The 26,856-nt window shown below is 61.9% G+C and carries 25 protein-coding genes, 1 tRNA gene and 1 pseudogene; 11 read left to right on the top strand and 16 right to left on the bottom strand.

The annotated features are described in order from the left end of the window. Nucleotides 1-2: 2 nt before the first annotated feature. The 7 genes and pseudogenes from FAZ21_RS03425 to FAZ21_RS21205 form a co-directional block, all read right to left on the bottom strand. Complete coding sequence (locus FAZ21_RS03425) at nt 3-1,784, bottom strand: hypothetical protein (protein WP_136771877.1); 1,782 nt, start codon at nt 1,782-1,784, stop codon at nt 3-5. Nucleotides 1,785-1,851: 67 nt separating this feature from the next. Continuing rightward, entirely contained in the window at nt 1,852-1,995 is a 144-nt protein-coding gene (locus tag FAZ21_RS21010) for a Tfp structural protein (protein ID WP_373279522.1), read from the bottom strand. Between the two features lie 99 nt (nt 1,996-2,094). Next, a complete protein-coding gene (locus FAZ21_RS03415) occupies nt 2,095-3,000 on the bottom strand; it encodes an ABC transporter ATP-binding protein (RefSeq protein ID WP_136771875.1) in 906 nt (301 codons plus the stop codon). 10 nt (nt 3,001-3,010) lie between these two features. Continuing rightward, complete coding sequence (locus FAZ21_RS03410; protein WP_136771874.1) at nt 3,011-3,850, bottom strand: hypothetical protein; 840 nt, start codon at nt 3,848-3,850, stop codon at nt 3,011-3,013. Then, on the bottom strand, nt 3,847-4,656 hold the full coding sequence (locus tag FAZ21_RS03405) for a hypothetical protein (RefSeq protein ID WP_136771873.1): 810 nt from the start codon (nt 4,654-4,656) through the stop codon (nt 3,847-3,849). The genes FAZ21_RS03410 and FAZ21_RS03405 overlap by 4 nt, the downstream gene beginning before the upstream one ends. Before the next feature lie 67 nt (nt 4,657-4,723). Then, complete coding sequence (locus FAZ21_RS03400) at nt 4,724-5,083, bottom strand: hypothetical protein (protein ID WP_136771872.1); 360 nt, start codon at nt 5,081-5,083, stop codon at nt 4,724-4,726. Between the two features lie 122 nt (nt 5,084-5,205). Beyond that, a pseudogene (locus FAZ21_RS21205) lies at nt 5,206-5,293 on the bottom strand (prepilin-type N-terminal cleavage/methylation domain-containing protein); the annotation flags it as partial. Nucleotides 5,294-5,482: 189 nt separating this feature from the next. On the opposite strand from FAZ21_RS21205, the gene FAZ21_RS03390 reads away from it, so the two are divergent. Both FAZ21_RS03390 and FAZ21_RS03385 read left to right on the top strand, forming a co-directional pair. Next, nucleotides 5,483-5,558 (top strand) — tRNA-Thr (locus FAZ21_RS03390). 209 nt (nt 5,559-5,767) lie between these two features. Continuing rightward, nucleotides 5,768-6,526, top strand: a complete 759-nt coding sequence (locus tag FAZ21_RS03385; protein WP_136771870.1) for a pseudouridine synthase — start codon at nt 5,768-5,770, stop codon at nt 6,524-6,526. 105 nt (nt 6,527-6,631) lie between these two features. Here the strand turns inward: FAZ21_RS03385 and FAZ21_RS03380 are convergent, their stop codons facing one another. Then, entirely contained in the window at nt 6,632-7,216 is a 585-nt protein-coding gene (locus tag FAZ21_RS03380) for a Maf family protein (RefSeq protein WP_136771869.1), read from the bottom strand. A 239-nt stretch (nt 7,217-7,455) separates the two neighbouring features. Continuing rightward, on the bottom strand, nt 7,456-7,926 hold the full coding sequence (gene rlmH, locus FAZ21_RS03375; RefSeq protein WP_136771868.1) for a 23S rRNA (pseudouridine(1915)-N(3))-methyltransferase RlmH: 471 nt from the start codon (nt 7,924-7,926) through the stop codon (nt 7,456-7,458). A gap of 36 nt (nt 7,927-7,962) precedes the next feature. Here rlmH and FAZ21_RS03370 point away from each other — a divergent pair, with 36 nt between their 5' ends. Together FAZ21_RS03370 and FAZ21_RS03365 are read left to right on the top strand one after the other, a co-directional pair. Further along, the gene (locus tag FAZ21_RS03370; protein ID WP_246038465.1) at nt 7,963-8,700 is read left to right on the top strand and encodes a pseudouridine synthase; all 738 of its coding nucleotides are present in this window, start codon (nt 7,963-7,965) and stop codon (nt 8,698-8,700) included. A 501-nt stretch (nt 8,701-9,201) separates the two neighbouring features. Further along, complete coding sequence (locus FAZ21_RS03365) at nt 9,202-11,190, top strand: glycoside hydrolase family 19 protein (RefSeq protein ID WP_373279521.1); 1,989 nt, start codon at nt 9,202-9,204, stop codon at nt 11,188-11,190. A gap of 99 nt (nt 11,191-11,289) precedes the next feature. Here FAZ21_RS03365 and FAZ21_RS03360 read toward each other — a convergent pair whose 3' ends face one another. Continuing rightward, the gene (locus FAZ21_RS03360; protein ID WP_246038464.1) at nt 11,290-12,429 is read right to left on the bottom strand and encodes an MFS transporter; all 1,140 of its coding nucleotides are present in this window, start codon (nt 12,427-12,429) and stop codon (nt 11,290-11,292) included. 143 nt (nt 12,430-12,572) lie between these two features. Between FAZ21_RS03360 and FAZ21_RS03355 the strand changes: the two genes are divergently transcribed. After that, nucleotides 12,573-13,445: a LysR family transcriptional regulator gene (locus FAZ21_RS03355; protein ID WP_136771865.1), complete on the top strand. Its 873-nt coding sequence runs from the start codon at nt 12,573-12,575 to the stop codon at nt 13,443-13,445. A gap of 101 nt (nt 13,446-13,546) precedes the next feature. Continuing rightward, entirely contained in the window at nt 13,547-14,302 is a 756-nt protein-coding gene (locus FAZ21_RS03350) for a copper homeostasis protein CutC (protein WP_136771864.1), read from the top strand. 62 nt (nt 14,303-14,364) lie between these two features. Here FAZ21_RS03350 and ilvA read toward each other — a convergent pair whose 3' ends face one another. From ilvA to yedA, 3 genes are all read right to left on the bottom strand, one after another. After that, entirely contained in the window at nt 14,365-15,885 is a 1,521-nt protein-coding gene (gene ilvA / locus FAZ21_RS03345) for a threonine ammonia-lyase, biosynthetic (RefSeq protein ID WP_136771863.1), read from the bottom strand. A gap of 153 nt (nt 15,886-16,038) precedes the next feature. Further along, nucleotides 16,039-17,622, bottom strand: a complete 1,584-nt coding sequence (locus tag FAZ21_RS03340; protein WP_169307228.1) for a response regulator — start codon at nt 17,620-17,622, stop codon at nt 16,039-16,041. Nucleotides 17,623-17,862: 240 nt separating this feature from the next. Further along, the gene (gene yedA / locus FAZ21_RS03335; protein ID WP_136771861.1) at nt 17,863-18,735 is read right to left on the bottom strand and encodes a drug/metabolite exporter YedA; all 873 of its coding nucleotides are present in this window, start codon (nt 18,733-18,735) and stop codon (nt 17,863-17,865) included. Between the two features lie 111 nt (nt 18,736-18,846). On the opposite strand from yedA, the gene hslU reads away from it, so the two are divergent. After that, a complete protein-coding gene (hslU, locus tag FAZ21_RS03330; protein WP_136771860.1) occupies nt 18,847-20,175 on the top strand; it encodes an ATP-dependent protease ATPase subunit HslU in 1,329 nt (442 codons plus the stop codon). Next, the gene (locus FAZ21_RS03325) at nt 20,172-20,531 is read left to right on the top strand and encodes a hypothetical protein (protein WP_211243352.1); all 360 of its coding nucleotides are present in this window, start codon (nt 20,172-20,174) and stop codon (nt 20,529-20,531) included. Before hslU ends, FAZ21_RS03325 begins: the two co-directional genes overlap by 4 nt. Nucleotides 20,532-20,561: 30 nt before the next feature. On the opposite strand, the gene egtB is transcribed toward FAZ21_RS03325, so the two are convergent. Together egtB and egtD are read right to left on the bottom strand one after the other, a co-directional pair. After that, the gene (gene egtB / locus FAZ21_RS03320) at nt 20,562-21,839 is read right to left on the bottom strand and encodes an ergothioneine biosynthesis protein EgtB (RefSeq protein WP_136771859.1); all 1,278 of its coding nucleotides are present in this window, start codon (nt 21,837-21,839) and stop codon (nt 20,562-20,564) included. Next, nucleotides 21,836-22,873, bottom strand: coding sequence for an L-histidine N(alpha)-methyltransferase (egtD, locus tag FAZ21_RS03315; RefSeq protein ID WP_211243351.1), 1,038 nt, complete (start codon nt 22,871-22,873; stop codon nt 21,836-21,838). Before egtD ends, egtB begins: the two co-directional genes overlap by 4 nt. A gap of 242 nt (nt 22,874-23,115) precedes the next feature. Here egtD and FAZ21_RS03310 point away from each other — a divergent pair, with 242 nt between their 5' ends. Next, the gene (locus FAZ21_RS03310; RefSeq protein ID WP_136771858.1) at nt 23,116-23,901 is read left to right on the top strand and encodes an SDR family oxidoreductase; all 786 of its coding nucleotides are present in this window, start codon (nt 23,116-23,118) and stop codon (nt 23,899-23,901) included. Nucleotides 23,902-23,972: 71 nt separating this feature from the next. Here the strand turns inward: FAZ21_RS03310 and FAZ21_RS03305 are convergent, their stop codons facing one another. Then, the gene (locus FAZ21_RS03305) at nt 23,973-24,605 is read right to left on the bottom strand and encodes a TetR/AcrR family transcriptional regulator (protein WP_136771857.1); all 633 of its coding nucleotides are present in this window, start codon (nt 24,603-24,605) and stop codon (nt 23,973-23,975) included. Nucleotides 24,606-24,688: 83 nt separating this feature from the next. On the opposite strand from FAZ21_RS03305, the gene FAZ21_RS03300 reads away from it, so the two are divergent. Beyond that, on the top strand, nt 24,689-25,360 hold the full coding sequence (locus FAZ21_RS03300; protein ID WP_136771856.1) for an O-methyltransferase: 672 nt from the start codon (nt 24,689-24,691) through the stop codon (nt 25,358-25,360). 143 nt (nt 25,361-25,503) lie between these two features. Next, a complete protein-coding gene (locus FAZ21_RS03295) occupies nt 25,504-26,682 on the top strand; it encodes an MFS transporter (protein WP_136771855.1) in 1,179 nt (392 codons plus the stop codon). Nucleotides 26,683-26,856: the final 174 nt, after the last annotated feature.

Here is a 26,856-nt window from a genome sequence, read left to right as displayed (position 1 = left end):
CTCTATGGGCAGAGCAGCAAGCCATACTTTCTGGAGTGCAAGGAGAATAAATAATGTCGGGGTTGGCTCAGAAGAAATTGCTTACTTGCTGGTACAACCAGTGCCTTAACGTGGCTTGCACGACAAAATTTGTCAAAGGCATCAAAATTGAAATCGAGAACCTTATTTTTATAAAGTAGCTGCCCAACCTGGTAGCGGTGCCCAGCTTCGAGGGCATTTTCTCTTGAAAAGATCATTCCTGCCGCTTGAGTGCCTGATTCATAGTGTGCTGTTCTGAATACGATCCATGCGAGCTCCGGATTATCCGGCCAGTAAACCATATCTCCCGGGCGAATGATGGATTGGATTGCATGCGGGGTTTTAACTGGACCTGATTCAAGCTCTCTAAGCAAGGGGCTTCTTACATCCCAGCAAACAAGAAGCACTGTTATCCATAGCACCGCGAGCATCCCACCTATTATAGGGGGTGTTCGAAAAATTATTCCCCACAAAATAAACGGCAGAAGCCATTTTATATCGGAGCCAATCAGGTACTGAAAAAAAACCAGCGAATTGTTGTTGTAGAGGGGAGTGGCCGTTTGAAAATCCGGGAGCTCCGTGGCCGCCATGATTATGATGAATAATGGGAGCAGCCACATGAGCTTTGCAAAATTGAATAAAGGGCGCTGCTCTTCTGAATGGCTGTATTTTGTGAGCCATAGCCAACTGACGGCTAGTGCGCTTGCCAGCCAGACGGATGGGGAAAATAGTGAGGAAAGAAAAATCGGAAGAAAAACATGATTGACTATTTTGGAACGATGCCGAAAGGCATGAATGAAGATATATCCAGCGCAAAATTTGGAAAATGATGAGGTGATCCAGCCAATTCTCCATGGCTGTATTTTTAATAAAAATATATTGTCGAAATATGAAGCCGCCCAACTCAGCAGGTACCCGAGGCAGCCACTGGCAATTATTATAAAAAGCAGTAGTCTGAACCGGCCCCTTGCCGCGATGAAGGCGGTAAATATCGTTAGGATGTCAATTAACGGTGCTGCTTTTTGTTGGGGCGTCCATTCGCTAAAATACAGATAGGGAACGCCGCGAATAACCTGGGCTTGCCAGGCAGGGTCTAGTGAATTCGTATGATAAAGAAAGAAAAAAAGCAGACCTGTAACCGTAACCAACAATGCTGCGCTTATTAAAATACGTGGATGGGGGAAGCAGATAGCTATTACAGGAAGCGCCGCCCATATAGCCATGAGGGGGTGGCAGATCAACGCCAGAAGCATCATGCCAATGGCGATGCTTTTTTTTGAATTCATTGCCAATGCAATTGCAGACAGAGAGAGTGCTTCTGCGGCAATCCGGGCGGTAAGGAATCCTTCGCTATATTCAAAAATGCCATTGCCGCCATAATAATTGTCCCCAACTGCCGCCAGGCACATCGAAACAAAAATAGCCTGGCGTGCGGGCATTGCTGAGCGGGCTATGAAATAAACGGCGGATATCCAGATCAACTGGAAAGCAAGCCAGATGAAGTAAATGACTTTTACGCCAAATATGCTTAACAGGAATGAATAAGCATTGGTGAAAAAGGTATATTTGTCCTGCGAGCCGAATTTGAAGAACAGATCGCTGGAAAATGCTGCGGGATTGTCCAGATAGATGGCTTGGGCGAAATAAAGGCGCGCATCATGGACAATGCCCCGATAAGGATGCGCAACCAGCCAGAGCACAATGAGTAGCAGGGCACCTATTACGACAGGGAGCTTTTTTTTTGAGAACAAAGAAGTTTCGTACATCGATATTTGCAAAAACCAATAAAGAAATCCCATCTGTCAAGGATGGGATTTGTGAATATCGAAACTTTTAGTTTTGAGAGTTTGCCACGGCGGCTGTCAGGAAATTCCTGGCGTCGGCTTGTGCTGTTTTATTACTGCTTTTTTGCATATATTGTTCGTAATTTGGAATTGCAATCGCCGCCAAGATTCCGATAATGGCTACGACTATCATCAGTTCAATCAGCGTAAAACCCCGCATATGTCTCATGGTTGTCCCCAACGTATCCCGACCGAGCAACCAAAGGGTAAGCAAGGAATATGCCAGAAGTCTTTACTGGTCTGCTATGGGGGCCTCTACCAACTGGTTGAAAAACTGTTCAAGATCCAGCCGGGGCCTTAGCTCAACAACACGCATGCCACGTTCGCGACAGGTATCCAGGATATTCCACAGGTCATTTTGCTGGACTTCGATGAGCCATTCTCCAGCACCGAGTGGCGTCGCCTGCGTGGGGGCATTTTCTCCGGCAATGCGTAACTGCAACGCGGTATCCGGCGCCTGTTCAAGCTCGGACAAATTGCCGAGTGCGCGTAACCTGCCCTGGTGGATGATGCCAAAGCGATCGGCCAGGCGTTGTACGTCATAGAGCACATGCGAAGAGAAGAACAGGGTTCCCCCCGCAGCATGAAACTCGCCCATCACATCCATGACCAGTTTGCGTCCAACGGGATCCAGCCCGGAGAGCGGTTCATCCAGCACCAGCAGACGTGGCTCGATGGCTAACGCGTGTGCCAGCGCGGCGCGCTGTGTCATGCCTTTGGAAAAGCCCCGAATTGGCTTGTTGGCTACTTCTTCCAGGCCAAAGCGGGCAAGCCAGCTTAGGCAGTGCTCTCGCATGGATGGCTTGCGCACTCCATGATAGGCGCAGCCGTAATCCATCAGTTCCAAAGGCGTCAGCTGATCAAACAAAATGGGGCTTTCGGGCACATAGGCGACGCGCTGGCGTGCGCGTGGCTGCAAGGCTGGTATGCCAAACAATGAGGCGCCGCCTTCATCAGGTGCCAGCAAGCCCATGAGTGCCTTGATGGTTGTACTTTTACCTGCGCCGTTTGCCCCGATGAAGCCAAATGCCTCGCCGGGCTGGACGGACAAACTGAGGTCGTCGAGCGCGACCTTGGTTTTGCGCCAACCGGCACGATATGTCTTTTTGAGGCGAACCAGCTCGATGGCTGTAGTCATGACGGTTATCTCAAGGCTGGGTTTGCGCGGGCCTGCGGGTGACCAAAATAGGCACCCCTTGCAGATTTACGGCGTAACCCAAATTGGTTGGATCAGCAGGTAGCTCGGCCAGTTCGGAGGGCACCAGATCGTTCAGGCTATGGATGGGTTGGCCTTTTCGCTTTCGGTAGCTTTCGGCTGCCGCGCGTAGAGCAAGTAGCCCCTCCACGCGAGCTGCCCTGCTTTGCAGATAACCGCGCAGGCCGGCGTGGGCCGTTTGCGATGCCATGGCGTGCAAGATGTTCAGCGCCTGCTTCGGGTTGTCCATATTCTCGGCCCAGCGAGCCGCCATCGCCTGCAACGCGAGTTTGTTGTTGCCTTCTACGCGTTCAGCGGCGGTTCTGATGGACGTGGCAGCACCCGCATAGTCCCCAAAAAAGTACTGCTGGTTGAAGCCATAGAAAAACGGTGGGTACATATCGGCGGGGCGCCCCCCTGTGGCGTTGTGCAACACGATCTGGGCCGCCTGTGCTTCTCCTTGCCAGGCCAGTGTCGCGGCGGCGAGGTAATAGTTATCTTCGTGCGCCGGATTGAACCAGCTTGCTTGCTGTTGAAGCTGGGCCTGGACTGCCACGGTTTCCGGGTCCGGGTTTTTGGTTGTGACCATGATGGCCCGGAAGACATTCAGGTTCGCGGCAAGGTAGCGGTCTCCGCCAGTCATGACCAGTTGCACCGGTACTGGCAATGCCACACGCAGGGTTCCTTCGTCACGCTCCTGTTCTGCACGCGGTGACCAATGAAGCCCGTAAGCGATATAACCGCCCAGGCATGCTACCCCTAGCCCGATGGTGATGGCTAAGCGCGAGCTCATGCTTCCTGGTGCCGCCAGTGATGAATGACCAACGCCAATGTCACGAGGATGCCGCAATAAAGGAGGGCTGGGATCGAGCCGGCGAGATAGCCGGGTGCCGCGGCATCGGGGTAGAGATAAGCCGCCCGCCAATCCAGGGCGCTGAGGTCGGGGATCAGCCACTTGAGCATTTTCAGGATCGGCAGATTATGTTCTCGCAATGCCTGTGGCGCATCGTTGCTGAACATCAGATAGGTAATCGCCGTATTCCAGCTTTTGGCCGCGATGGCGAACATCAGGCCAATGGCAAGTGGCAGGAAAGGGGTGCGGCTTAAAGTGAAAATCAGAACGGTAAAGCTGAGGATGACCAGGCTTTCCAGCCAGATGCCTAGAATCATCCAGAGAAAGGGCCAGCCGAAATATACCTGGCTACTGGCGGCATAACCCCAGTTGGCATAACGCCCGATAGCGGCAACGGGCAGTGCGAGCAGCGCGGCGGATAGCAGAAGAAGCAATGCGCAGCCTAGCCAGCGGCCGAGGAGATAGTCGCTGGGCTGCAGCGGGTAGGCCAGCATCCAGATCACATGCTTGCGCTCCCTGTCTTTTTGCAATAGTTCCTGAACCCAGATCAGGCTAAGAAAAAGCAGAGCGAAATGCAGGCCACTGATGGCAACATCGCTGGCTACAACCAGCGGTTGGCGGGCGGAAAATGCGCCGGCGAGCGCAGCGGCGACCACCATTCCCACACCTAATACAAAAACCAGCCAGGTTGCCCGGCTGCGTAGGCCGAGCAGAAGTGTAAATCGCAGGGTCAAGAACAAGGGCATCCATCACTCCAAAGCACAAAACCCTTCCACAGAAGGGTTTTGTGCGTGAGCAATTCAAAAACTTTGCTTACGATCCGCTACCAGCTGCTTTTCCTACAGCCGTTCCGGCATCCGCATCATCACAAACTTTCTCGGCACACGCATCCAGGTCGCGGACGGCACCACCTTCGGAGCTCCCGCCAAACATGCGGTTGCCCTTCACCGAAACAGCACCCACCGCTACGCTGGCGGTGCCATCTTCTTCGTACTTGAGTATCACATTGGCCGAGCACTTCATATCAAAGTTGTTGATAATGAAGCCGGCGTTGTCTGCTACAGCGGTGACCGGCTGTGTCCCCGCGGCTTTGCCATCGCAAACATCCGCGGCAAATGCGCTAACGGAAATGGAGAGTACGCCAACCGCCAGAATGGTTTGAATCAGTTTCATGTTGCTATCTCCTATGAACCTATGTGCTTAGTTCTGCGAGTTGGCGACTGCGGCAGTCAGGAAGTTGCGAGCGTCGGATTGAGCCGACTTGTTCTCGCTCTTCTTGGTGTATTCGGTGAACTGGGGAATGGCGATGGCGGCCAGAATGCCGATAATGGCAACCACGATCATCAGTTCGATCAGGGTGAAACCCTTCTGAAGCTTTTTCATGTGAGAGCGCTCCTGTAGCGTTGTCTACCTCCCCGAAGGGGCGTGAAGGGTATTAAGCAAACCCCGTGCCATGTTGCAGGTGCGAGCTCCGCTGTGGTGGATGGGCACTTTCCGCAAAATCGTGTTGTTGGCAGAACAATGGGTGCGGACTTGGATGTAGGCTGGGTTTGCGTTATTATCGCGCTCCGCGCCGTTGTAGCTCAGTCGGTAGAGCAACTGATTCGTAATCAGTAGGTCGAGTGTTCGATTCACTTCAACGGCACCATAGGTTTCAGGCAAAAAAGCCCGCTTCGGCGGGCTTTTGCTTTGGTACTGTGGTATGGCGCCTCCTGTCGTCGCCGATCAGCGGAGTTTGTTTGTTCAGTCGCTTGGGCTGGCGGACCTATCGCTGAACTATGAAAAGTGACGAAAATCGTCACCTCGCCTTACAAAATCCGGCCGCTGCCTTCTTGCGCTCTCCAGACAGGAATCGATATGGCGATCCCCCGACAACCCGCGCGGCCTACCAAGCGAACACAGCTCGGTCGGGCTCTGTCGAAACTGGGCTTTTGTTCCCGCAATCAGGCCGAGGCCCTGGTGGTCGAAGGCCGGGTCTCGGTGAATCGCAAAATCGTGCGTGATCCGCTGGCGTGGGTTTCCTTGGAAGTGGACGTTTTCCGCGTGGATGGCCGGGAGATCGCCGTCGAGCGCAAGGTCTATCTGATGCTGAACAAGCCGCGAGGTCTGGTGACCACCGCGCAGGACGAGCAAGGCCGCGGGACGGTTTATGAATGTCTCGCAAACGCCCAGCTACCGTGGATAGGGCCTGTGGGGCGGCTGGACAAGGCCAGCGAGGGGTTGTTGCTCTTCAGTAACGATACCGGCTGGGCCGCCAGGCTCACTGACCCTGCCAGTCATCTGGACAAGACCTACCATGTTCAAATCGACCGGATCGCCGACGATTCGCTGCTTGATGCGATGATCCAAGGGGTGAGGATGGATGGCGAGGTGCTTTCCGCCAAATTCGTCACCCTGTTGCGCAACGGCGAGCGCAATAGCTGGCTGGAGGTTGTGTTGGATGAAGGACGAAACCGCCATATCCGCCGTTTGCTGACCGCGCAGGGGGTGGAAACCCTGCGGCTCGTGCGTGTGGCGATCGGTTCCTTGCCATTGGGAGATTTGCCCAAAGGGCAATGGCGGATGCTGAATGAGGAAGAGGTCGCCCGGCTGGCGGGTAGCGCTAACCACCCGTGAACTTGTGGTGAGGAAGGTTCTCCCACCGTCGGGAGCGTTTCTCCCCTACGCGAGCAATTGACAGGGCGCCCAAGCGGGCGCCCTCTTTGTCTGTAGAAATTTGAGTCAGGCCAACGCGCCCAGGCCCCATCGCGCCAGGAGCTGCGCTGTTTCGTGCAGCGGCAGGCCTACCACCCCGGTAAAGCTGCCTTCCAGATGGGCGACGAACAGGCCCGCGCGGCCCTGGATTCCGTAAGCGCCGGCCTTGTCCATGGGTTCGCCACTTGCCACGTAGGCGGCAATCTGGGCATCGCTCAGTGGCATGAAGGTGACGCGGCTTTCCGACAACACCGTTTCCACCTTGTCCTGTTCTGTTACGGCCAATGCGGTCAAAACCAGATGGGTGCCGCCGGACAGGCGACGCAACATCTGACTTGCGTGGTTCGCATCATCGGGCTTGCCGAGGAGTTCTCCATCCAGCACCACCGTGGTATCCGCGGCAAGAACCGGGTGCGGGGGCAGGCCTTGTGATTGAAGGGCCAGCCAGCCGGCCTGAGCCTTGGCGCGCGCCAGTCGCAAGACATAACCGTGCGGATCTTCATTCAGCAAGGGTGTTTCATCCACCGGCGCGGCAATACGTTCGAACGCCACGCCGATCTGGGCGAGCAGTTCGCGGCGTCGGGGGCTGGCGGAGGCGAGGTAAAGATCCATATCGGCTCGGATGAAATGAATGGCGCGATTGTAGCTGGGGAATACCGCTTATATATATATGGCGCCAGAGCGTCGCCAGGGCCGAATCTTCGAATGACCGGTGCTGGTGATATCCAGCCCGTATTGGCACATTCATTTATCCTATGACCACACCTTTTGCCGCGATCACTGCGCTCTTGGTGGAGGTGTCCACTACTTCGAGTAAACGAGCAAGTGGGCCATTCGCACGTACCGCCAGACTACTCGCGATGATAGGGATGGTTGTGCAGGATGCTGTACGCCCGATAAAGCTGCTCCGCCAGCAGCACGCGTACCATGCCGTGCGGCAGGGTCAGGGCGGATAGTTGCAGCAACTGGTCGGCTTTGTCCTTGACGCGTGGATCCAGTCCGTCGGTGCCGCCGATCACGAACACCACGTCACGCCCGTCGGTGTGCCATGTCTTCATGGCTTCGGCCAGCTTCATGGTGGTCCAGTTGGCGCCGCGCTCATCCAGCACGATCAGCCGGGCGCCTTGCGGAATGGCGGCCAGGATGCGGTCCGCCTCCTCGGCCATCACCTGTTGCGGCGTACGGCCGCCGGAGCGCTTGTCCGGTTTCAGCTCCACCAGCGAGAGCGCGAACTCGCGTGGCAGCCGTTTGCGGTATTCGCCGAAGGCCGCTTCGATCCAGCCCGGCATCTTGTGGCCGACGGCGACGATGATAAGCTTCATGCCCGCGCTCCCACGGCAAAGTCCGGACTTTAGCACGTGTCAGAACAACCCTTTCCGCCTGCCTCACCCCCTTTGCAACTGCTTGCTGTCGCCAATGCCTGGCGGGCGCAGGTCGTGATGACGCACGACGATTTTCTGGTGGCCTATAAACCGCCAGGCATGAGTTTTCATCGCGAGGGAAGCGATCCCGGCATGCTGGATGCATTGCGGGAGGAGGGCCACCAGACGCTCCACGCGGTACATCGCCTGGACCGGATCACCTCCGGCCTGGTGCTGGTGGCGCGTCATGGCGATGCCGCGCGTGAGCTGGGCCAACTATTCGAATCGCGGCGGATCTCGAAATGCTATCTGGCCATCTCCGACCGCAAACCCACCAAGAAGCAGGGATTGATCAGCGGCGGCATGGCGCCGGCCCGCAATGGAAGCTGGCGTTTGACGCGGGAGCCGACGCTGCGCGCGGTGACCCGGTTTCATAGCACCGCACTGGAGGGCGGAAAGCGGATGTTCGCGCTGTATCCCCACACAGGCCGCACCCATCAACTGCGCGTTGCGATGAAAAGTATCGGTGCGCCGATCCTGGGCGATGAGCGCTATGGCGGTAGCCCGGCGGATCGCGGCTATCTGCACGCCTATGCGCTGCGCCTGCCCTGGCAGGGTGGCGAGCTTTCGCTGGCATTGCCGCCAGCGGCGGGCGAGTTCTTCCTGCAACCGGCTTTCAATGAGCAGTTGGCCGTTCTGAATGAGGCGGGCCTGTGGGGGTCGAGCGGCACGTAACCGGTATGCCACGGCGGTAAGTTTGCTGAATTCAAACTGACAAAATTCGCCGATCTTCTCGCTGAAACTGGTGCTACACCATACCGCGGTCGAATAGCTAGGCGCCTGTCGCCCGGAACCCATACGCAAGGTCCATCCCGATAATGGTTGGCAGTCGGGGCCTGCTGAAAGTTATTGCTATCACAGCAAAACTGGTCTGTTCCTTCTCTCCATGTGGATACCAATTGTCGGAGATAAGCGTGAGGGACTGGGGTGCGCCATCACGCAAAAAACACCTGCGCGCCGGTTCGAGCCAACAGGGATGCGGCCTTCGGCGTCAGGGCACGACCCTCTGGATGCTGACACGCGGGATGGGGGCCAGGCGGGTAGGCGGAGGGGGCTCTTTGTTACTTACAACGCTGCGTTATGATGAGCGCCGGCGACGTTTGTAACAGTCGACAAGATCACTACAACTTTAACAAGGATGGAGCGATGAACATTCCGCGCATGCGCAAGCTATCGATGGCGTGCCTGATCGCATTGGGCACGTTCGGCCCCGTGCTGATGAACGCCTCTTCCGCCCACGCCTATGTGGCATGGGAAGAAGGGATCACCTATACCGCTGGCACCCTGGTGACCTACAACGGCGTCGATTACCAGGCCCTGGTCACCCATACCGCCTATACCGGCGCCAACTGGAACCCGGCGGGAACGCCGACCTTGTGGAAGAACGTTGGTACCAGCACATCGGTTCCAACCCCGACGCCCTCGCCGGTAGTCACTCCCACTCCCACACCCAAGCCGACACCGGTTGCCACGCCCGTGGTGACGCCGACCGCAACGCCGGTGGTCACGCCTAGCGCCACACCGGCCGCAACCCCCGCTGGCAACTGCGGCGCAGCCTGGGATGCCGGTACTGTCTACAACGGTGGCAATCGTGCCAGCTACAACGGCAACATCTATGAAGCCAAGTGGTGGACGAAGGGCGACAACCCCACGCAGTCCGGTGAATGGGGTGTGTGGAAGCTGATCGGCCCCTGCGGCGGTACGCCGACTCCGACACCGGTGGTGACTCCGACCCCGACGCCGGTCGTGACGCCCACGCCGACCCCGGTGGTCACCCCCACTCCGACGCCGGTCGTCACCCCGACTCCGACCCCGGTTGTGACCCCGACGCCAGTCGTTACGCCGACCCCGGTCGTCACCCCGACGCCTGCACCGGCTGGTTACAAGCCGCAGATCACCTACATTGCTGCACCGGCCGGTTATCCGACCGCCGCGCAGTTCACCGCCGCTGAAAACGCGCTGATGGCACAGGCTGGTACCGACGCCCAGGCCATCAACCGTATCCGCGCCGCGCTGCGCGTGCTGCCGGATGCCCAGGTGGAAGCCGTGGTGCCGGGCCGTGCTGCCAACCCGGACAACGTCAAGCGTGTCGAGCGCGTGATGGGTGAGGCTCGTTTCGACGAGATGTTCCCGATCCGCCACATCAACTACACCTACACCAACTTCCTGCGCGGCGTGGCCAAGTTCCCGGCCTACTGCGACAACTACACCGACGGCCGCGACGCCGATGCCATCTGCCGCAAGCTGCTGGCTACCTCGTTTGCACACTTCGTCCAGGAAACCGGTGCCAACTGGCCGTCGCTGACCGTCGCCACCGCGCGTACCTATCCGGAGCACAACAACCCGGTGCTGGCGACCATGTCGCAGAGCGAAGTCATCCCGACCTACCGGCAGGCACTGTGGTACCTGCGTGAATCGGGCTACAACGAAGGTTCGTCGGTCGGCGCATATCAGGATTGCTTCCGTGGTGCCGGCAGCTCGATCTTCTCGGTCTTCTACCCGTGCGCGCAGAACAGCCAGGGTAGCTTCATCGACTACTTCGGCCGTGGTTCCAAGCAACTGTCCTGGAACTACAACTACGGTCCGTTCAGCAAGTCGCTCTATGGTGATGTGAACGTGCTGCTGGACAACCCGGCTCGCGTTGCCGATACCTGGCTCAACTTCGCCTCGGCCATCTGGTTCGCTGTGTACCCGCAATCGCCCAAGCCGCCGATGACCTGGGTGGTGGACGGTACCTGGCAACCGAACGCGGTCGACCTCGCCAACAATATGAAGCCGGGCTTCGGCGCCACCGTGTTCATCATCAACGGCGGCATCGAGTGCGGTGGTGGTGGCGCCGAGAAGTCGCAGGTGCAGAACCGTATCGCGGCCTACCGGGACATCGCCAGCGTGCTGAATGTGCCGGTGCCGGCCGACGAGCCGCTGGGTTGCGCCAACATGAAGGGCTTCCAGTCCGGATCGGCCGCTGCGACCAAGACCTACCTCGACAAGAACTGGGGCTATAACGCCAACAACCCAGGTGGCGTGAGCTGGGCCTGCCAGTTGGTGGATTACCAGATGCCGTTCTCGCTGGCCAACCCGGGTGATTACCAGGCCTGCGTGGACTACATGTTCCGCGGCAAGGTGGTTCACAACGGGCAGGTAGTGATCGACAACACCAAGTAATCGTTGTGCTGTAAACAGAACGGCGGCCCACGGGCCGCCGTTTTGCATGGGTTGAATCAAGGAGAGGCAGGGCATGCCCCCTCCCCGATGCTGCGGTGATCAGGCGGTCACGGTACGGCGCATCAGGCTCAATCCCCAGGTCACCAGCGCGGCGAAACTGATGGCGCCACCCGCTACGCACACGCCATACCAGCCTGCCGCGTGATAGGCGGAAGCGGACAGCAGCGAACCGGCCGCGCCGCCAATGAAATAGCTGGTCATGTAGGCGGCGGTCATCCGGCTGCGGGCATCGGGCCGCAGCTTGTACAGCACGCTCTGGTTGCTCACATGCACCGCTTGTACCGCCAGATCCAGCACCAGGACGCCGACGACGAAGGCCGCCAGCGACTGTTGGGCAACGGCGATGGGCAGCCAGGACAGCAGCAGCAGTACCAGCCCCACCGTGGTCGTGCGATTGGCGCCACCACGATCCGCCATCCGGCCCGCCTGGGTGGCGGCCAGCGCCCCGGCTGCGCCCACCAGACCGAATAGCCCGATGGTCGCCTCCGAAAAATGGAAGGGCGCATTGGCCAGCAGAAAGGCCATGGACGTCCAGAGCACGCTGAAGATGGCGAAGGAAAACGCGCCCAATGCCGCTCGCAGGCGCAAGGCCGGTACCTCGGTGAACAAGCGCAGCACCGATGCCAGCAACTGTGGATAACTCAGCCCACTCGGTTCACGGTGTGTCGGCAAGGCGCGCCAGAGCGCCAATGCCGTCAGCACCAGCAACGGTGCCGCCACCCAGTACACGGTACGCCAGCCACCCACTTCGGCCAGCAAGCCGGCGGCGGTACGCGCCAGCAGGATACCCAGCAGCAGCCCGCTCATCAGTGTGCCGACCACCCGTCCACGCTGATCCGGCGCGGCCAGTGCGGCGCCGAACGGCACCAGCACCTGCGCCACCACCACGAACAAGCCCGTCAGCGCCGTGCCGATCAGGATCTGCGTCACGCTGTGCGCACTGGCGGTGATGGCCAGTCCGCATGCCGCCAGCAGCGTCATGCCGACGATCAGGCCGCGCCGCTCCATCACGTCGCCCAACGGAACGAGAAAGACCAGCCCCAGCGCATAGCCGAGCTGTGCCGTGGTGACGATAAAGCCGGCCATGGCTTCGGACATGCCGAAGGCACTGGCCAAGGTGCCCAGCAGCGGCTGCGCGTAATAGTTGCTGGCCACGGTCAGACCGGTGGCGAATGCCATCAGTGCCACCAGGCGCGGTGTCAGAACAGGGGGCGGGCTTGTCATTGCATGATGGCCAGATGGGAAAGGCTCTCAGTATCCACTCGCCACATTCATCTCGCCAATGTATTGTTTTCATGGTTTCAATCTAAAAATACGATGCCATGAATCTGCGGCAGATCGAATTGGCGCTGGCCGTGGCGGAGGAAGAAAACTTCACCCGCGCGGCCCAACGCTGCCATACCGTGCAGTCCGCGCTCAGCCACCAGATCGCCCGACTGGAGGAAACACTGGGCACCGCGCTGTTCGAACGCGGTGCACGCCGCACCCGGTTGACCCCCGCCGGGCAGGCATTCGTGATCGCGGCGCGCCGGTTGCTGCATGAAGCTGCGCGGTTGAAAGAAGAAGTGGCCGCCGTCGGCGGCCAGGTTCGCGGCACCTTGTCGGTGGGGATGATCTCCGCATTAACGGTTCTGGAACCGGTCGATCTGCTCGCCGATTTTCATCAACGGCATCCACAGGTGGATGTGCGCTTGCAAATGGGAATGAGCGAGACCATGCTGGTCGATATCCTGGAGCACCGGCTGGATGTCGCCTTCGTTGGCCTGTGGCCGGGCGAGCGCATCGAAGGCTTGCAGGCAAGGCTGCTGGAGGAAGAAGCGTTGGTGGCGGTGGTCTGGGAAGGGCATCCGCTGGCGACGCAGACTGAAGTGTGCCTGGCCCAGCTTGCCGCCGAACCGCTGGTCGATTACTACACCGGCAGTGGTGCGCGACGTCAGACTGACGAGGCCTTCCGCGCGGCGGGTTACGACCGGCACATCCATTTCGAAGTCGGACACGTGGATCTGCTGGCCCGCATCGTCCGGCGACAACTGGCCATCGGCCTGGTGCCGGCGCGCACCGCGCCCGGCCTGGGCGGATTGGTCATCCTGCCCGTACGCGACGCGCCGTCCCGCCGGGTGTACTGCACCTGGTCGCGCCACCCCACCCCGGCGGCAATGGTGTTCCTGGAACTGGCGCTGGCGCGGTTTCCCTGAGGCTGGCCTGGCTTGCCGAATCCGGCGCTTGGGTGAAGTGTGGCTTGCTCCGACGCGGGCGCTGCGCCAGCATGCAAGGGTCAATCTTCTGGAGTGGCGTGATGTCCGACGATATCCAGCTTGAAATCTGCGCCGGCTCGGTGGCTTCGGCGCTGGCGGCGCAGGAGGGCGGCGCGGTGCGGGTCGAATTCTGCGACAACCTGTTCGAAGGTGGCACCACACCGTCGCATGGCGCCATTGCCGCCGCACGCGACCGGCTGTGGATCACGCTCAATGTCATCATTCGGCCACGCGGCGGTGATTTCCTTTACGACGAAGTCGAATTCGAAGTGATGAAGCGCGATGTGCTGGCGTGCAAGAAGCTGGGCGCCGACGGCGTGGTGATCGGCCTGTTGACTGCCGACGGCGATGTGGATGTGGACCGCACTCGGCAACTGGTCGAACTGGCGGCACCGATGCAGGTCACCTTCCATCGTGCCTTCGACGTGGCGCGCGAGCCGCTGAAGGCACTGGAAGACGTCATTGGCGCCGGCTGCAATCGCCTGCTGACCAGCGGTCAGGCGCCCAGCGCGCTGGAAGGAGCGTTGTTGCTGGCGGAGCTGAATCGCATTGCCGCGGGACGGCTGGCGGTCATGCCGGGTGCGGGGGTTCGCGCCAACAACATCGGCGAGCTGGTCAAGGTCACTGGATGTCGCGAGTTCCATACCTCGGCGCGTGCTCCGCGTGTTTCCGGCATGCGCTGGCGTAATCCGACGGTGAAGATGGGCGCGCCCGGGCAGGACGAATACGAAATCCTGGATACCTTTGCACCGCTGGTGGCCGAAATCCTCGGTAATGCGCGCGCTGCACTGGAGTGAATACGGCATTCCCAACGAAAAGGCCACGGGGGGAACCGTGGCCTTTTTGCTGGCAAATCCACTCAGGACAGGAACAAGGTATAGGCCGGATTGTCGCTTTCCAGCCAGTACGGGTAGCCCAGCTTGTCGAGGAAGGCAGTGAACGCCGCGTCATCGCTATCGGGTACCTGGATGCCGATCAGCACCCGGCCATAGTCGGCGCCGTGATTGCGGTAGTGGAACAGGCTGATGTTCCAGTCGCCGCCCATCTGGTTCAGGAAGTTCATCAGCGCGCCCGGACGTTCCGGGAACTCGAAGCGCAGCAGCCGCTCGTTCCGGGCGTGCGGCGCCCGCCCGCCGACCAGGTGGCGGATATGCAGCTTGGCGGTTTCATTGTCGGTCAGATCGACCGCCGCCAGCCCGTGATCGGCCAGCCGCCCGATTAGCTCGGCCACTTCGGCGCGATTCTGGATCGAGAGCCCGACGAAGATATGCGCCACGTTATCGTTGGCGTAGCGATAGTTGAATTCGGTAACGTTGCGTGCGCCCAGCAGCGAACAGAAATCGCGGTATGCACCCGGCCGCTCGGGAATGGTCACGGCGATGATGGCCTCGCGCTCCTCGCCCATTTCCGCCTGTTCCGCCACGTAGCGCAGCCGGTCGAAATTCATGTTTGCGCCCGAGGCGATCGCCACCAACGTGCGGTCCTGCACATTCTCGCGGGCGGCCCACAGCTTGGCGCCGGCAATGGCCAGCGCGCCGGCCGGCTCCAGGATCGAGCGCGTGTCCTCGAACACGTCCTTGATCGCGGCGCACATCGCGTCGGTATCGACCAGGATCACGTCGTCCACCAACTCGCGGCACAGGCGGAAGGTTTCCTCGCCCACCTGCTTTACCGCCACACCGTCGGCAAAGATGCCGACCTGGGGCAGGTTCACGCGCTCGTTCAGTTTCAGGCTCAAGTACATGGCATTGGCGTCGGTCGGTTCCACGCCGATGATCTTCACCTCCGGGCGCAGACGCTTCACATACGCGGCTATGCCCGCGATCAGCCCCCCGCCGCCGACGGGAATGAAGATCGCATCCAGCGTATCCGGATGCTGGCGCAGGATTTCCATGCCGATGGTGCCCTGGCCGGCGATCACGTCGGGATCGTCGTACGGGTGGATGAAGGTGGCGCCGGTTTCCTCGGTGATCTTCATCGCGTGCAGATAGCAGTCCGAGAACGAATCGCCCACCAGCACCACTTCGGCACCCCGACGCGCCACGGCGTCCACCTTGATGTGCGGCGTGGTGGCCGGCATCACGATGGTGGCGCGGCATTGCAGCATCTGCGCCGACAGCGCCACGCCCTGGGCGTGGTTGCCGGCGGATGCACAGATCACGCCACGTTCCAGCTCGGCGCGGGTGAGCTTCACCATCCGGTTGTACGCGCCACGAATCTTGAAGCTGAACACCGGCTGCACGTCCTCGCGCTTGAGTAGCACCTTGTTGCCGATGCGGCGCGAGAGGTTGGGGGCGGGTTCCAGCGGCGTTTCCACGGCCACGTCGTACACGCGGGCGGCCAGGATACGTTCGAGATAGTCGGGGGTGGTTTCGGACATGGCGAAATGGCGGCAAATTGTCGGAAACCGTTGATTGTACAGGCTGTAAGCTTGGCCGTCTGTGCCATTCCGCGATCAGAATACCGGGGTGGATCAAGCACGCGCGCCGGCCACGTACCCGATCCCGGCTATCCGCCTGCGCGCCCCAGCGGTTCAGTGCAGGTAGGCCGCATCGGGCCATTGTGCCGCGATGGCCTCGACCCGGGGCAGCACTTTGAAGAAGGCGTCCACCACGGCGGGATCGAACTGGCTTGCGCGCCCCAGGCGAAGCGCTTCCAGTACGTCCTCGCGCGGCCAGGGTGGCCGGTGGACGCGGGCGTGGCCCAGCGCGTCGTAGACATCGAGCAACGCCACGATGCGCGCGGCCGGATCGATGGCTTCACCCGCCAGGCCCTGGGGGTAACCGGTGCCATCCCAGCGTTCGTGGTGCTGATGCGCGATGCGCGCGGCCAACTGCAAGGTGCGGTTACCGGCTTTTCCCATCAGGTCGCGGCCCAGCGCGGCGTGGGTCTCCATGATGTGCCTTTCCGCCTCGTCCAGCGTCGCCGGCTTGCGCAGGACAGCGTCGGCAATCGCGGCCTTGCCGATGTCGTACAACGGCACGGCAGCCTGCAACTGCGCGATCTCGTGCGCCTTCCAGCCCAACTCCTCGGCAAGCAGGCCGGCGAGCAGCGTCACCCGCCGTTTGTGCTGGCCGGGCGCCTGGCCGTGAGTTTCGACCACTTCGGCCAGGCGATGGATGATGTCGCGCTGGGTGAGGTCCGTCTCCTCGTGCTGGATCAGGTTGTCGAAGGCGATGGCGACATTGCGACAGAATAGCTCCACCAGCTCGCGGTCAGCGTTGGAGAGCGCCACCGGTCCATCGATGATCAGCAGGTTGGCCGCGCCATGCGGCGAGTGGAAAAAGCCGACGAAGTGGTCGTGGCCGAACACACTGCTGCCCTGGCGGATGGCCAGGTCGATGGCGGGACCGAAGCGTGACAGGTCGGCTTCGGCCAGGGGCTTGCCGCGCAAATCCGCATAGCCGCCGGTGGCATACAGCACGGTCATGCCCTGATCGCGCTCCACGGCTGATACCGCCCCGTTCACCACGACATACAGCGCCTCCTGTTCGAAAAACAACAGGGCCTGGAGCTGTTCCAGCACGCCTTGCGCGAATTGCTGCATCGATTGCAGGCGGAAAATGGTGGACGAGGCATCGACCACCTTGAGCAACCCCCGCCGGTTGGCCTCCAGCATCTGGCGTTGCTGCTCGATCAGCATGATGTCGCGGTAGGAGCGCAGCGTGCCCAGCACGGCGGTGTACAGCTTGTCGCGGGTGAGCTCGGTCTTGGCCTTGTAGTCGTTGATGTCGTAGCTCTCGATCACCTCGCGCTCCGGCGCCGCGCCAGGCTGGCCGGTGCGCAGGATGATGCGCACGCGGTGGTTGCCCAGTTGCTCGCGTACCAGGCGTGCGGTTCGCAGGCCTGCCTCCTCGGATTCCATCACCACATCGAGCAGGATCAACGCCACATCGTCGCGGCTGGCGAGAAATTCCACCGCCTCATGGCCGGAATAACAGGACAGCAGATTGAGGGGGCGCCCCAGGAACTGCACGCTGCCCAGTGCCAGTCGGGTCACCTGATGGATGTCCGGTTCGTCATCCACGATCAACACATTCCAGGGGTCGATCAGTGCCGCCTGTTCCAGCGTTTTGCTATCGTCGATCAGCCAGTCCTCGTCCGCAGTAATCTGCATGATCTTTTTCCTTCCAGGCATCTGAATGCCCAGTATAGAAAGGTGACCGTGGCTGGCGTGCGCAACGTCGGCAAAACTGTGTGGAGGGTTACCGCAAGGCACGCCACGTCTGGGCCGATGCGGCAAAAGGTGGTTGGGCGGAGGGCGTCAGACAGACGCATGGCATATGGCAAAAGAACATACAGGTTTGAAAGGGCTGTCAGAAACGGCGGCCTGGCCCCTGTGCCGTGCCGGTTGCGGCTAGCGGCGCTGGTTACCCAGTGCGATCAGCACTACGCCGCTCAGGATCACCGCCATGCCCAGGCCGATGGGCAGCGACATCGTTTCGTTCGCCAGCAGCGCGCCCAGTGCCACCGCGATGGCGGGGTTCACATAGGCGTAGCTCATCGCCAGTGCCGGACGCGCATGGCGCAGCACGTAGACGTAGGCGTTGTAGGCCACCAGCGAGCCGAACACAGTCAGGTAGGCCAGGGCGGCCCAGCCGTGCCAGTGCACTTCGGTCGGGATGCGCTCACCCGTTGCGGCGGATGCGAGCACCAGGCCGGCGCCACCGACCGCCATCTGGATCGCCGCCGACATCGGTCCGGCCGGCATGGCGATCCGTGCCTGCAACACCGAGGCGAATGCCCAGGTGGCGGCGGCGATCACGATCAGGATGAAGCCCTTGGGGCTGGCCGCCAGATGCGCATCGAAGTTGAGGATGGCCACGCCTGCCAGCCCCAGGCCGATTCCCACCCATTCGCCGGCGCGCGGCCGGCTGCCCCAGGCCCAGGCGATCAGGATCGCGAACAACGGGCCGCAGGCCACCAGCAACGCGGCCAGGCCGGACGGGACGGTTTCCTCGGCCACACAGACCGCGCCATTGCCCACGCCCAGCATCAATAGGCCCATGATGCCGGCGTTGCGTACCTCCACCCAGCGTGGCCACGGCACGCCGCGCCAGCGCAGGAAAGCCAGCATCAGGCCGCCGGCGGCGAGAAAGCGCATTGCCGCCAGCATCAGCGGCGGCAGTTCCGCCACCGCGATACGGATGGCCAGGTAGGTGGACCCCCAGACCACGTACATCAGCAGCAGGCAGGTCGGCAGCAGCAGGCGGGGGGTAAGGGTTTTCATCCGGGTGACGATAACAGGCCCGCGCCCGGCTGAAACGTCACAGCGGCGCTTTAAAATCGGCAAACAGCCCCAAGCTTGGGCTGTATTCGCAATCAGCCGCCGTTCGCCGCCATGAGCCAGATGACCCCGCAGGAAATCGTCCACGAACTCGACAAACATATCGTCGGCCAGCGCGATGCCAAGAAGGCGGTGGCCATCGCATTGCGCAACCGCTGGCGTCGCCAGCAGGTGGACGAGCCGTTGCGGCACGAGATCACGCCCAAGAACATCCTGATGATCGGCCCGACCGGCGTCGGCAAGACCGAGATTGCGCGGCGGCTGGCACGGCTGGCCGATGCGCCCTTCATCAAGGTGGAGGCGACCAAGTTCACCGAAGTCGGATATGTCGGCAAGGATGTGGACAGCATCATCCGCGATCTGGCGGAGATCGCCTTCAAACAGGTGCGGGATGCGGCGATCCGCCGCCAGCGCACCCGTGCCGAGGATGCCGCGGAAGATCGCCTGCTCGACATCCTGTTGCCGCCGCCACCGAAAAGCCCGTTTGCCAGCGTCGATGACGATGCCGAAACCGGCCGCGAAACGCGGCAGAAATTCCGCAAAATGCTGCGCGAGGGCAGGCTGGACGATAAGGAAGTGGAAGTCGAGGTCAGCGTCGCGCCTCCGGCGATGGATGTGATGGGTCCACCGGGCATGGAAGATTTCACCAGCCAGATCCAGGACATGTTCAAGGGCGCGTTCGCGGGCAAGAAAAAGTCGCAGAAGCTGAAGGTACCCGATGCGCTCAAGCTGCTGACCGACGAAGAGGCGGCCAAGCTGGTGAACGATGAAGACCTGCGCAGCGAGGCCGTGCACGCGGTCGAGCAAAGCGGCATCGTCTTCATCGACGAGATCGACAAGGTGACCAGCCGCGCGGAAGGCGCCGCTGGCGAAGTCAGCCGCCAGGGCGTGCAGCGCGACCTGCTGCCGCTGGTGGAAGGCACGACCGTGACCACCAAATACGGCATGATCAAGACCGATCACGTGCTGTTCATCGCCAGCGGCGCATTCCAGTTGGCCAAGCCATCCGACCTCATCCCGGAATTGCAGGGCCGGCTACCGATCCGCGTCGAACTGGCATCGCTCACCGTCGAGGATTTCGGCCGCATCCTCACCGGCACCGATGCCTGCCTGACCAAGCAATACCAGGCGCTGCTCGCCACCGAGGGTGTCGAGCTGGATTTCACCGACGACGGCATTCGCCGGCTGGCCGAGATTGCCTGGCAGGTGAACGAGAGCACCGAGAACATCGGCGCGCGCCGCCTGCACACCGTGATGGAAAAGCTGCTGGAAGAAGTATCGTTCGATGCCCGTACCGGTGCGATTCGGGTGGATGCCGCCTACGTGGAAGCACGACTGGGCGCGGTGGCCAAGGACGAGGACCTGGCGCGCTACGTCCTGTGATCGAAGCTGGGTTGGAGATTGACGATATCCACGTGCTGGCGCGCCTCGAAACCTACGTCGGTGTCATTCATGGCCGGCCCGGCCCCGTGACGGTGGTTGAACAGGTGACCACCGAACACGGTTGGGTGGATCAAGGGGTGACCGTGCAACAGATGCGAACCGTGTACCGCTTCAGCAACGGCGTGGCGATCCGGAAACAGGTGGAGCAGGATCTGGCGCCCAGCGAGCTGGCGTGTGCCGAATGCTGGATCACCTACGATGTCATGGCATCGCCGTTATTGCCTGTTCGCCCCGCGCGCAAGCGATTCGAAAATGCCTGCCGGGAGGCATTCTGGATGAAATATCACCTGGCATGAGGCGGCCCCGGCGGTCTCGCCGCATGATCTTCATTCGCGGAGATGTCGCGCCAGACGGATGCCGCTGAACTGCCAGCGCGCACCCGGTGGGAAGAAATTGCGATAGGCAGGGCGGATATGCTCGCGTGGTGTGGCGCAGGAGCCGCCGCGCAACACCATCTGGTTGATCATGAACTTGCCGTTGTATTCGCCCACCGCGCCACTCGCCGGCTGGAAGCCGGGATAGGGCAGGTAGGCACTGCCCGTCCATTCCCACACATCGCCGAAGCACTGGCTCAATCCCTGTTCCTGCGCGGCACGTGGGTGCAGGCGGCCACTTTCCAGGAAGTTGCCTTCGCCTGCGCGCAATGGCCACGCCGACGATGCCGCGTGTTCCCACTCCGCTTCCAGCGGCAATCGGGAGCCGGCCCAGCGGGCGTAGGCGTCGGCCTCGTAGTAACTGACGTGACAGACCGGCTCGCCCGGCGCCAGCGCGCGATCGCCGCCCAGCGTGTAGTGTCCGCGCAGATCGTCGTGCCAGTACAGCGGCGCCCGCCAGCCCTCGCGTTGCTGGGTATCCCAGCCCTCCGACAGCCAGAGTTCCGGGCGACGATAGCCGCCGTCCTCGACGAAGGCGAGGTACTCCGCATTGCTGACCGGGCGCGCCGCCAACTGGAACGGTTGCAGCCATACGCCATGGCGTGGCGACTCGTTGTCGAAGGCAAAGCCGGCACCGCGCCGGCCGGTTTCCACCAAGCCGCCGCTGAATGGCAGCCAACGGGTGGCGCTTTCTGCCACGGGCAGGGCTTCGCTCAACGGCCCATGCGCCGGATGGAGCGGGTTGCTCCAGAAATGGTGTTTGAGATCGGTGACGATCAGCTCCTGATGCTGCTGCTCGTGGTGCACGCCAAGCTCGATCAGGTCCAGCAGTTCGACGGCAAGCGGGTATTGCAATAGCGCATCCAGCGCCCGCTCCACGTGGGTGCGATAGGCGTGGATTTCCTCCAGACCGGGGCGCGACAGCACGCCACGCGCCGGGCGAGGGTGGCGCTGGCCGACACCGACGTAATACGAGTTGAACAACACGCGATAGGCGGGATCGAATGGCACGAAGTCCGGTTGCACCCGTTCGAGGATGAACGTCTCGAAGAACCACGTGGTATGGGCCAGATGCCATTTCACCGGACTGGCATCCGGCATCGATTGCACCATGCAATCCTCGGCGCTCAGCCCGGCCACCAGCCGCGCGGTATGGTTCCGCGTGGCGCGCAGGGCGGCATGCAGTTGCGCCTGCCGAGCCGCCAGGATGGGATCGCGCTCGTACCTCATTCCAGCGCCCCGGCCGGGGCGGCAAGGAACACATTGAACCAGCCGCGTTCGTCGGTGAAACGGTCGATCTGACCAAAGCCCGCCTGCGACAGCAGCTCGGCGAACCGCTCGGGCGTGTACTTGTAGGAATGCTCGGTGACGATGGTTTCGCCAGCCTCGAAACGGCGCTGCGCGACGCCCAGGCGCACGGTCTGCGCATGGAGCGCGACCAGATGCATTTCGATCCGGCTGCGTTCAGGGTCGAAGACCGCGCGGTGAGCGAAGGTGGCGGGCTCAAAACTGGCGCCGAGCGTGCGATTCACCGCGCGCAATGCATTGCGGTTGAACGCCGCGGTCACGCCGAGCGCGTCGTCATAGGCGGCTTCCAGTGTGGCGACCGCTTTCGGGGCATCGACACCGATCAGCAGCCGCCCATCGCGCCCCAGGTGCTGCCGCATGGCCTTGAGCAATGCCAATGCCTCATCGGGCTCGAAATTGCCGATGGATGAGCCGGGGTAGAACAGCACCGGCGTGTAGTCGTGCGCACTGTCGCGCACATGCGAGAGCGACAGTGGCCGGGTGAAGTCGGTGACGATGCCGACGAACTCGACATCGGGAAACCGCTTTGCGCCCCGTTCCAGCGTGTCACGCAGCCAGTCCTCGGCGATATCGACACCCACGTAGCGCGTGGCTGCCACGTGCTCCAGCCAGTCGAACGCCTTGGCACCGTCGCCACATCCCAGGTCCACCCACTGGCAGTTGCGCGGCAGCCTGGCGGCGATATCGCGCCGATGCCGGGCAAAGATCGCGGCCTCGGTACGGGTGGGGTAGTACTCATCCAGCGTACAGATGGCGCCATACAGCGCGCAGCCCTGGGCGTCGTAGAGGTGCTTGGGACAGATCCGCGCCTGCGGCTGCAACAGGCCGGCCAGCAGGCTGGCTGCGTTTGCGTCGGGGTCTTCCAGCGCTTCGATATGGACCTGCGGCGAAAAAGGGATATCCAGGAGCGGAACATCGTCGAACAAGCGCACATCGAGCGGGCTGGCTGGCTTCATGCGGCACCTCTGCGGGATTTTGAACTGGCGGTTCTATGCAGAAAACGTGCCGGAATATGGGTATCACGTCAGGCGGGAAATAACGACCGTTCGAACCTGTTTCATGTAGTTCCTACATGATGCGTTGCAAAAACTGCCTGGTTCGACCACCCGCTAGCGCATTACCCGCTTAAAGCAAGGGCAGCATTGCCCCTCACGCCGTTGCGCCCGCGCTTTCCAATCGAGGCAAGCGGGAGGTGTGCATGGAACTGCAAGGCAAGGTGGCGCTGGTGACCGGCGCCGGATCGGGGATCGGTCGCGCGATGGCGCTGGCGCTGGCGCGGGAAGGCGCTGCGGTGGGCGTACTGGCGCGCAGCATGGACAAGCTGAATGCCACGGTGGCGGATATCGCTCGCGCCGGTGGCCATGGGCTGCCCTTGATGGCCGATGTTGCCGACGATGCACAGATGGCCGCAGCGGTGGATCGGTTGCTGGGCGAATTCGGCCGGCTGGACATCGTTTTCGCCAATGCCGGGGTCAACGGTACCTGGGCCCCGATTGATCAGTTACGCCCGGAAGAATGGGACCGGACGCTGGCGACCAATCTGCGTGGTACCTATCTCACCCTGCACTACGCCGTGCCGCACCTGAAGCGCGCCGGGGGCGGCGTGATCGTGGTCACGGCGTCCGTCAACGGTACGCGCATGTTCAGCAATAGCGGCGCCACCGCGTATGCCTGCTCCAAGGCGGCGCAGGTGGCAATGGTGCAGATGCTGGCGCTGGAGCTGGCACCGGCCGGTATCCGTGTGAATGCAATCTGCCCTGGCAGTATCGATACCGATATTGCCGCCAGCAGCGAGCAGCGCGGCCTGGGCGCGATCCGCGCGGCGGTGGCGTATCCGCAGGGTCAGGTACCGCTGACCGCGGGCAAGCCGGGCAGCGCGGAGCAGGTGGCGGAACTGGCGCTGTTCCTGGCTTCGCCGCGCGCGGCGCACATTACCGGTACACCAGTGTGGATCGACGGCGCGCAATCGCTGTTGGTGGGGTAGCGGTCGCCGGCGGGTTGGGGCGAGGCTGGTTGCCGGGGGCGGAACACTGCCATTGCTGCCCGCAACCTGTTTCAACCCTGTGCCAGGCGTTGAAGATAAGCGCAGAACATGTCGGCCATGGCATCGGCGTAGGCGTTGATCTCGGCCGCGGCCCGGGGTGTTTCCGAAAACTGCTTTCCCACCGCGCCAAGCGTTGCGGTGATCAGACCACCAGCCAGCGCGCACGTGATCGCTGGGGCATCGGGCAGGACTTCCCGCATGAAATCCTGCATGGCGTGATCTCCGGCGGCCTTGGCCTCCCTGGCCTCGGGCGCATCCCGATAAAGCGGGGCTGCGTCATTGAGCGCCACGCGCATCCCGGCCTCGTCGCACTCCGATTGGATGAAGGCATGCACCAGCTCGCGCAGCCGGTCGAGCGGTGGTTTGCGCCGATCTTCGAGAATGGCGCGCAGCAGATCCGTGGTCTGGCGCCACTCGTCGCTTTGCAGCCGGAACAGGATCGCGGCCTTGTTGGGAAAGTACTGGTAGACCGAGCCGACGCTGACCCCAGCCTTCTCGGCTACCCGCGTGGTGGTGAAGCGCTGCGCACCTTCTTTGGCCAAAACCTGAACAGCGGCTTCCAGAATGGCCGCCACGAGGTCGGTGGAGCGCGTCTGCTTCGGCTTCTTGCGCGAGGTAATCTGCGGGCTGCGGCGTTCGGGCATGGATGAGGTGCTCAATGCGAATGGAAAAACATGAATGTTTATTCGTATTATGGCAGCACTTCCCACAGCACAAAAGCACACTCATGGCCACGCTGACTTCCAACCCCCTTGGTCCCTTGCTGGATCGCCTGTTCGCCGAGGCCGACGCCGCATCGCCGGCGACAGCGCGCGCGGTGGCCGATCTTCCCGACGCGGAGCAGGATCGCCTGATGCGCAGCAGGGTCGAGTACCGCGATCTCTACCATCGGCTGAAGGATTGCCCGCTCGCCGTCACGCGCGAAACCGGCAATCTGCTCTACATGCTGGCGCGCAGTAGTGGCGCGCGCACCATCGTGGAGTTCGGCACATCGTTTGGCCTCTCCACCCTGCATCTCGCTGCAGCACTCCGCGACAACTGCGGCGCCAATGGCCGCCTGATCACCAGTGAGTTCGAGCCTTCCAAGGTGGCTCGCGCGCGGGAAAACCTCGCGGCGGGCGACCTGCTCGATCTGGTGGAAATTCGCGAGGGCGACGCATTGCAGACGCTGAGTACCGACCTGCCGGCGTCCATCGACCTACTCGTGCTCGACGGCGCCAAAGCGCTCTACGGCGATATCCTCGATCTGGTCGAACCCCGACTGAAGCCAGGTGCATTCGTTGTCGCGGACAACGCCGACTACAGCCCGGACTATCTGGCCCGGGTGCGTTTGCCGGCGGGTGGTTACCTCTCTACACCGTTTGCCGAGGACGTCGAGCTTTCGATGTGGCTCGGTTGAGCGCTGGATGCGATCGCCGGCGGCGCGCCGGCACCCGGTCGGACCACGTCGGTGTTGACCTCGATCGCCGCCCCCCGCGACTTCTGTCGATCAGCGTGCCGGACTGCGCGCGCCCGCGCCGATGGTGAAGCCTGGAGATCGCCATGCCTTTCCTATTGAGCCGTGATGCGACGCAGTGGCGCCTGCTGCTGCTGATTGCCATTCTCTTCATTTCCTATCTCTGCATCGGCATGTCCCTGCCGGTGGTGCCGGTCTACATCACCGGCCAGCTCGGCCTTGGCAACGTCTGGGCCGGGCTGGGTGTCGGCATCGTCTTTTTCGCCACCATCGTCAGCCGGGGGCATGCCGGCAGCCTGTCGGATCGTCTTGGGGCGAAGGTGGCGACAGGACGTGGCCTCGCCTGCTACGTGGCGGGTGCGTTGGTTGCGCTGGTCGCGGGCCTGCCATTCGCATCGCCCTGGGTCGCTTTCCTCATCCTGCTGGCCGGGCGGCTGTTGCTTGGGCTGGGCGAGAGCCTGGTCGTCATCGGCGTGATTGCCTGGGGTATCGGCCTGGTCGGCCCCGCCCGTTCGGGCAGTGCGCTGGCCCTGATCGGCGCCGCTGTCTATGGCGCGCTCGCCGTGGGCGGTCCCATCGGCCTTGCCTTGTTCGAGTGGCTGGGTTTCGCCGGCACGATGGCGGTCAGTGCGCTGCTACCCGGCATCGGGCTGGTGGCGATCCGCCGCCTGCCGGGCGTGGCCGCCCACCCTGGCGCCGAACGCCCGCCGTTCCGTATCGTGCTGGGCCGCATCTGGGCGTACGGGAGCATCATCTGCCTGCAAGGCATCGGCTTTGCGGCAATCAGCGCGTTCTTTGTCCTGCATTTCCGGGCTCAGGGCTGGCCCCATGCCGGCTTGGGCCTGACGGCCTTCGGTGGTGGATTCGTGTTGGTTCGCGCGCTTTGCGGCCGATTGCCGGACCGTATCGGTGGCTTGCCTGTGGCCATCGGGTCGCTGGCGGTCGAGATCGTGGGGCAGGCGCTGATCTGGGGGGCGACCAGCCCGGCCCTGGCCCTTGCCGGCGCGTTCCTCACCGGTGTCGGCTGCTCGATGATCTTCCCCGCGATAGGTCGCGAGGTAGTCCACCGTGTTGCACCCCATTTGCGCGGCACGGCACTGGGTGGATTCTCGGCTTTCCAGGATATCGCCTACGGTCTGACCGGGCCATTGGCGGGTTTTCTGGCCGACCGTACCGGTTACGCCGACGTGTTCCTGGTGGGCTCCCTTGCCGCTGCGGCGGGGTTGGCGATGGCGATCGTCCTGCACCGGGCCACCACGCCGTGATGGCCTAAGTGGCACAAGCTGGAAGCAGGGCATGCCCGGCTGGGCATGGTGAAGCGAGCCCATTCGGGCTGCACGGGTGAGGCCAAGGGAAAAGGGTCACCGACAGGCCCAGCCTGGCCTATCGGCAGGGTAACCGGGGAGCGCTTGGTATCGCCTTCAAGTGTTCCCTGGGCC

The sequence above is a fragment of the Chitiniphilus eburneus genome (genome assembly GCF_005048205.1).
Taxonomy (GTDB): domain Bacteria; phylum Pseudomonadota; class Gammaproteobacteria; order Burkholderiales; family Chitinibacteraceae; genus Chitiniphilus; species Chitiniphilus eburneus.
This window is presented reverse-complemented; position numbering and strand designations above follow the sequence as displayed.

Coding starts and splice junctions, on each gene's coding strand:
- FAZ21_RS03305 (WP_136771857.1), bottom strand. CDS start 24,605: ATGCCCGAACGCCGCAGCCCGCAGATTACCTCGCGCAAGAAGCCGAAG.
- FAZ21_RS03350 (WP_136771864.1), top strand. CDS start 13,547: ATGTCCGACGATATCCAGCTTGAAATCTGCGCCGGCTCGGTGGCTTCG.
- FAZ21_RS03355 (WP_136771865.1), top strand. CDS start 12,573: ATGAATCTGCGGCAGATCGAATTGGCGCTGGCCGTGGCGGAGGAAGAA.
- FAZ21_RS03295 (WP_136771855.1), top strand. CDS start 25,504: ATGCCTTTCCTATTGAGCCGTGATGCGACGCAGTGGCGCCTGCTGCTG.
- FAZ21_RS03340 (WP_169307228.1), bottom strand. CDS start 17,622: ATGCAGATTACTGCGGACGAGGACTGGCTGATCGACGATAGCAAAACG.
- FAZ21_RS03410 (WP_136771874.1), bottom strand. CDS start 3,850: ATGAGCTCGCGCTTAGCCATCACCATCGGGCTAGGGGTAGCATGCCTG.
- FAZ21_RS21010 (WP_373279522.1), bottom strand. CDS start 1,995: ATGATAGTCGTAGCCATTATCGGAATCTTGGCGGCGATTGCAATTCCA.
- egtB (WP_136771859.1), bottom strand. CDS start 21,839: ATGAGGTACGAGCGCGATCCCATCCTGGCGGCTCGGCAGGCGCAACTG.
- FAZ21_RS03405 (WP_136771873.1), bottom strand. CDS start 4,656: ATGCCCTTGTTCTTGACCCTGCGATTTACACTTCTGCTCGGCCTACGC.
- FAZ21_RS03385 (WP_136771870.1), top strand. CDS start 5,768: ATGGCGATCCCCCGACAACCCGCGCGGCCTACCAAGCGAACACAGCTC.
- rlmH (WP_136771868.1), bottom strand. CDS start 7,926: ATGAAGCTTATCATCGTCGCCGTCGGCCACAAGATGCCGGGCTGGATC.
- FAZ21_RS03380 (WP_136771869.1), bottom strand. CDS start 7,216: ATGGATCTTTACCTCGCCTCCGCCAGCCCCCGACGCCGCGAACTGCTC.
- FAZ21_RS03400 (WP_136771872.1), bottom strand. CDS start 5,083: ATGAAACTGATTCAAACCATTCTGGCGGTTGGCGTACTCTCCATTTCC.
- FAZ21_RS03415 (WP_136771875.1), bottom strand. CDS start 3,000: ATGACTACAGCCATCGAGCTGGTTCGCCTCAAAAAGACATATCGTGCC.
- hslU (WP_136771860.1), top strand. CDS start 18,847: ATGAGCCAGATGACCCCGCAGGAAATCGTCCACGAACTCGACAAACAT.
- egtD (WP_211243351.1), bottom strand. CDS start 22,873: ATGAAGCCAGCCAGCCCGCTCGATGTGCGCTTGTTCGACGATGTTCCG.
- FAZ21_RS03365 (WP_373279521.1), top strand. CDS start 9,202: ATGGCGTGCCTGATCGCATTGGGCACGTTCGGCCCCGTGCTGATGAAC.
- FAZ21_RS03425 (WP_136771877.1), bottom strand. CDS start 1,784: ATGTACGAAACTTCTTTGTTCTCAAAAAAAAAGCTCCCTGTCGTAATA.
- FAZ21_RS03300 (WP_136771856.1), top strand. CDS start 24,689: ATGGCCACGCTGACTTCCAACCCCCTTGGTCCCTTGCTGGATCGCCTG.
- FAZ21_RS03310 (WP_136771858.1), top strand. CDS start 23,116: ATGGAACTGCAAGGCAAGGTGGCGCTGGTGACCGGCGCCGGATCGGGG.
- yedA (WP_136771861.1), bottom strand. CDS start 18,735: ATGAAAACCCTTACCCCCCGCCTGCTGCTGCCGACCTGCCTGCTGCTG.
- FAZ21_RS03360 (WP_246038464.1), bottom strand. CDS start 12,429: ATGGCATTCGCCACCGGTCTGACCGTGGCCAGCAACTATTACGCGCAG.
- ilvA (WP_136771863.1), bottom strand. CDS start 15,885: ATGTCCGAAACCACCCCCGACTATCTCGAACGTATCCTGGCCGCCCGC.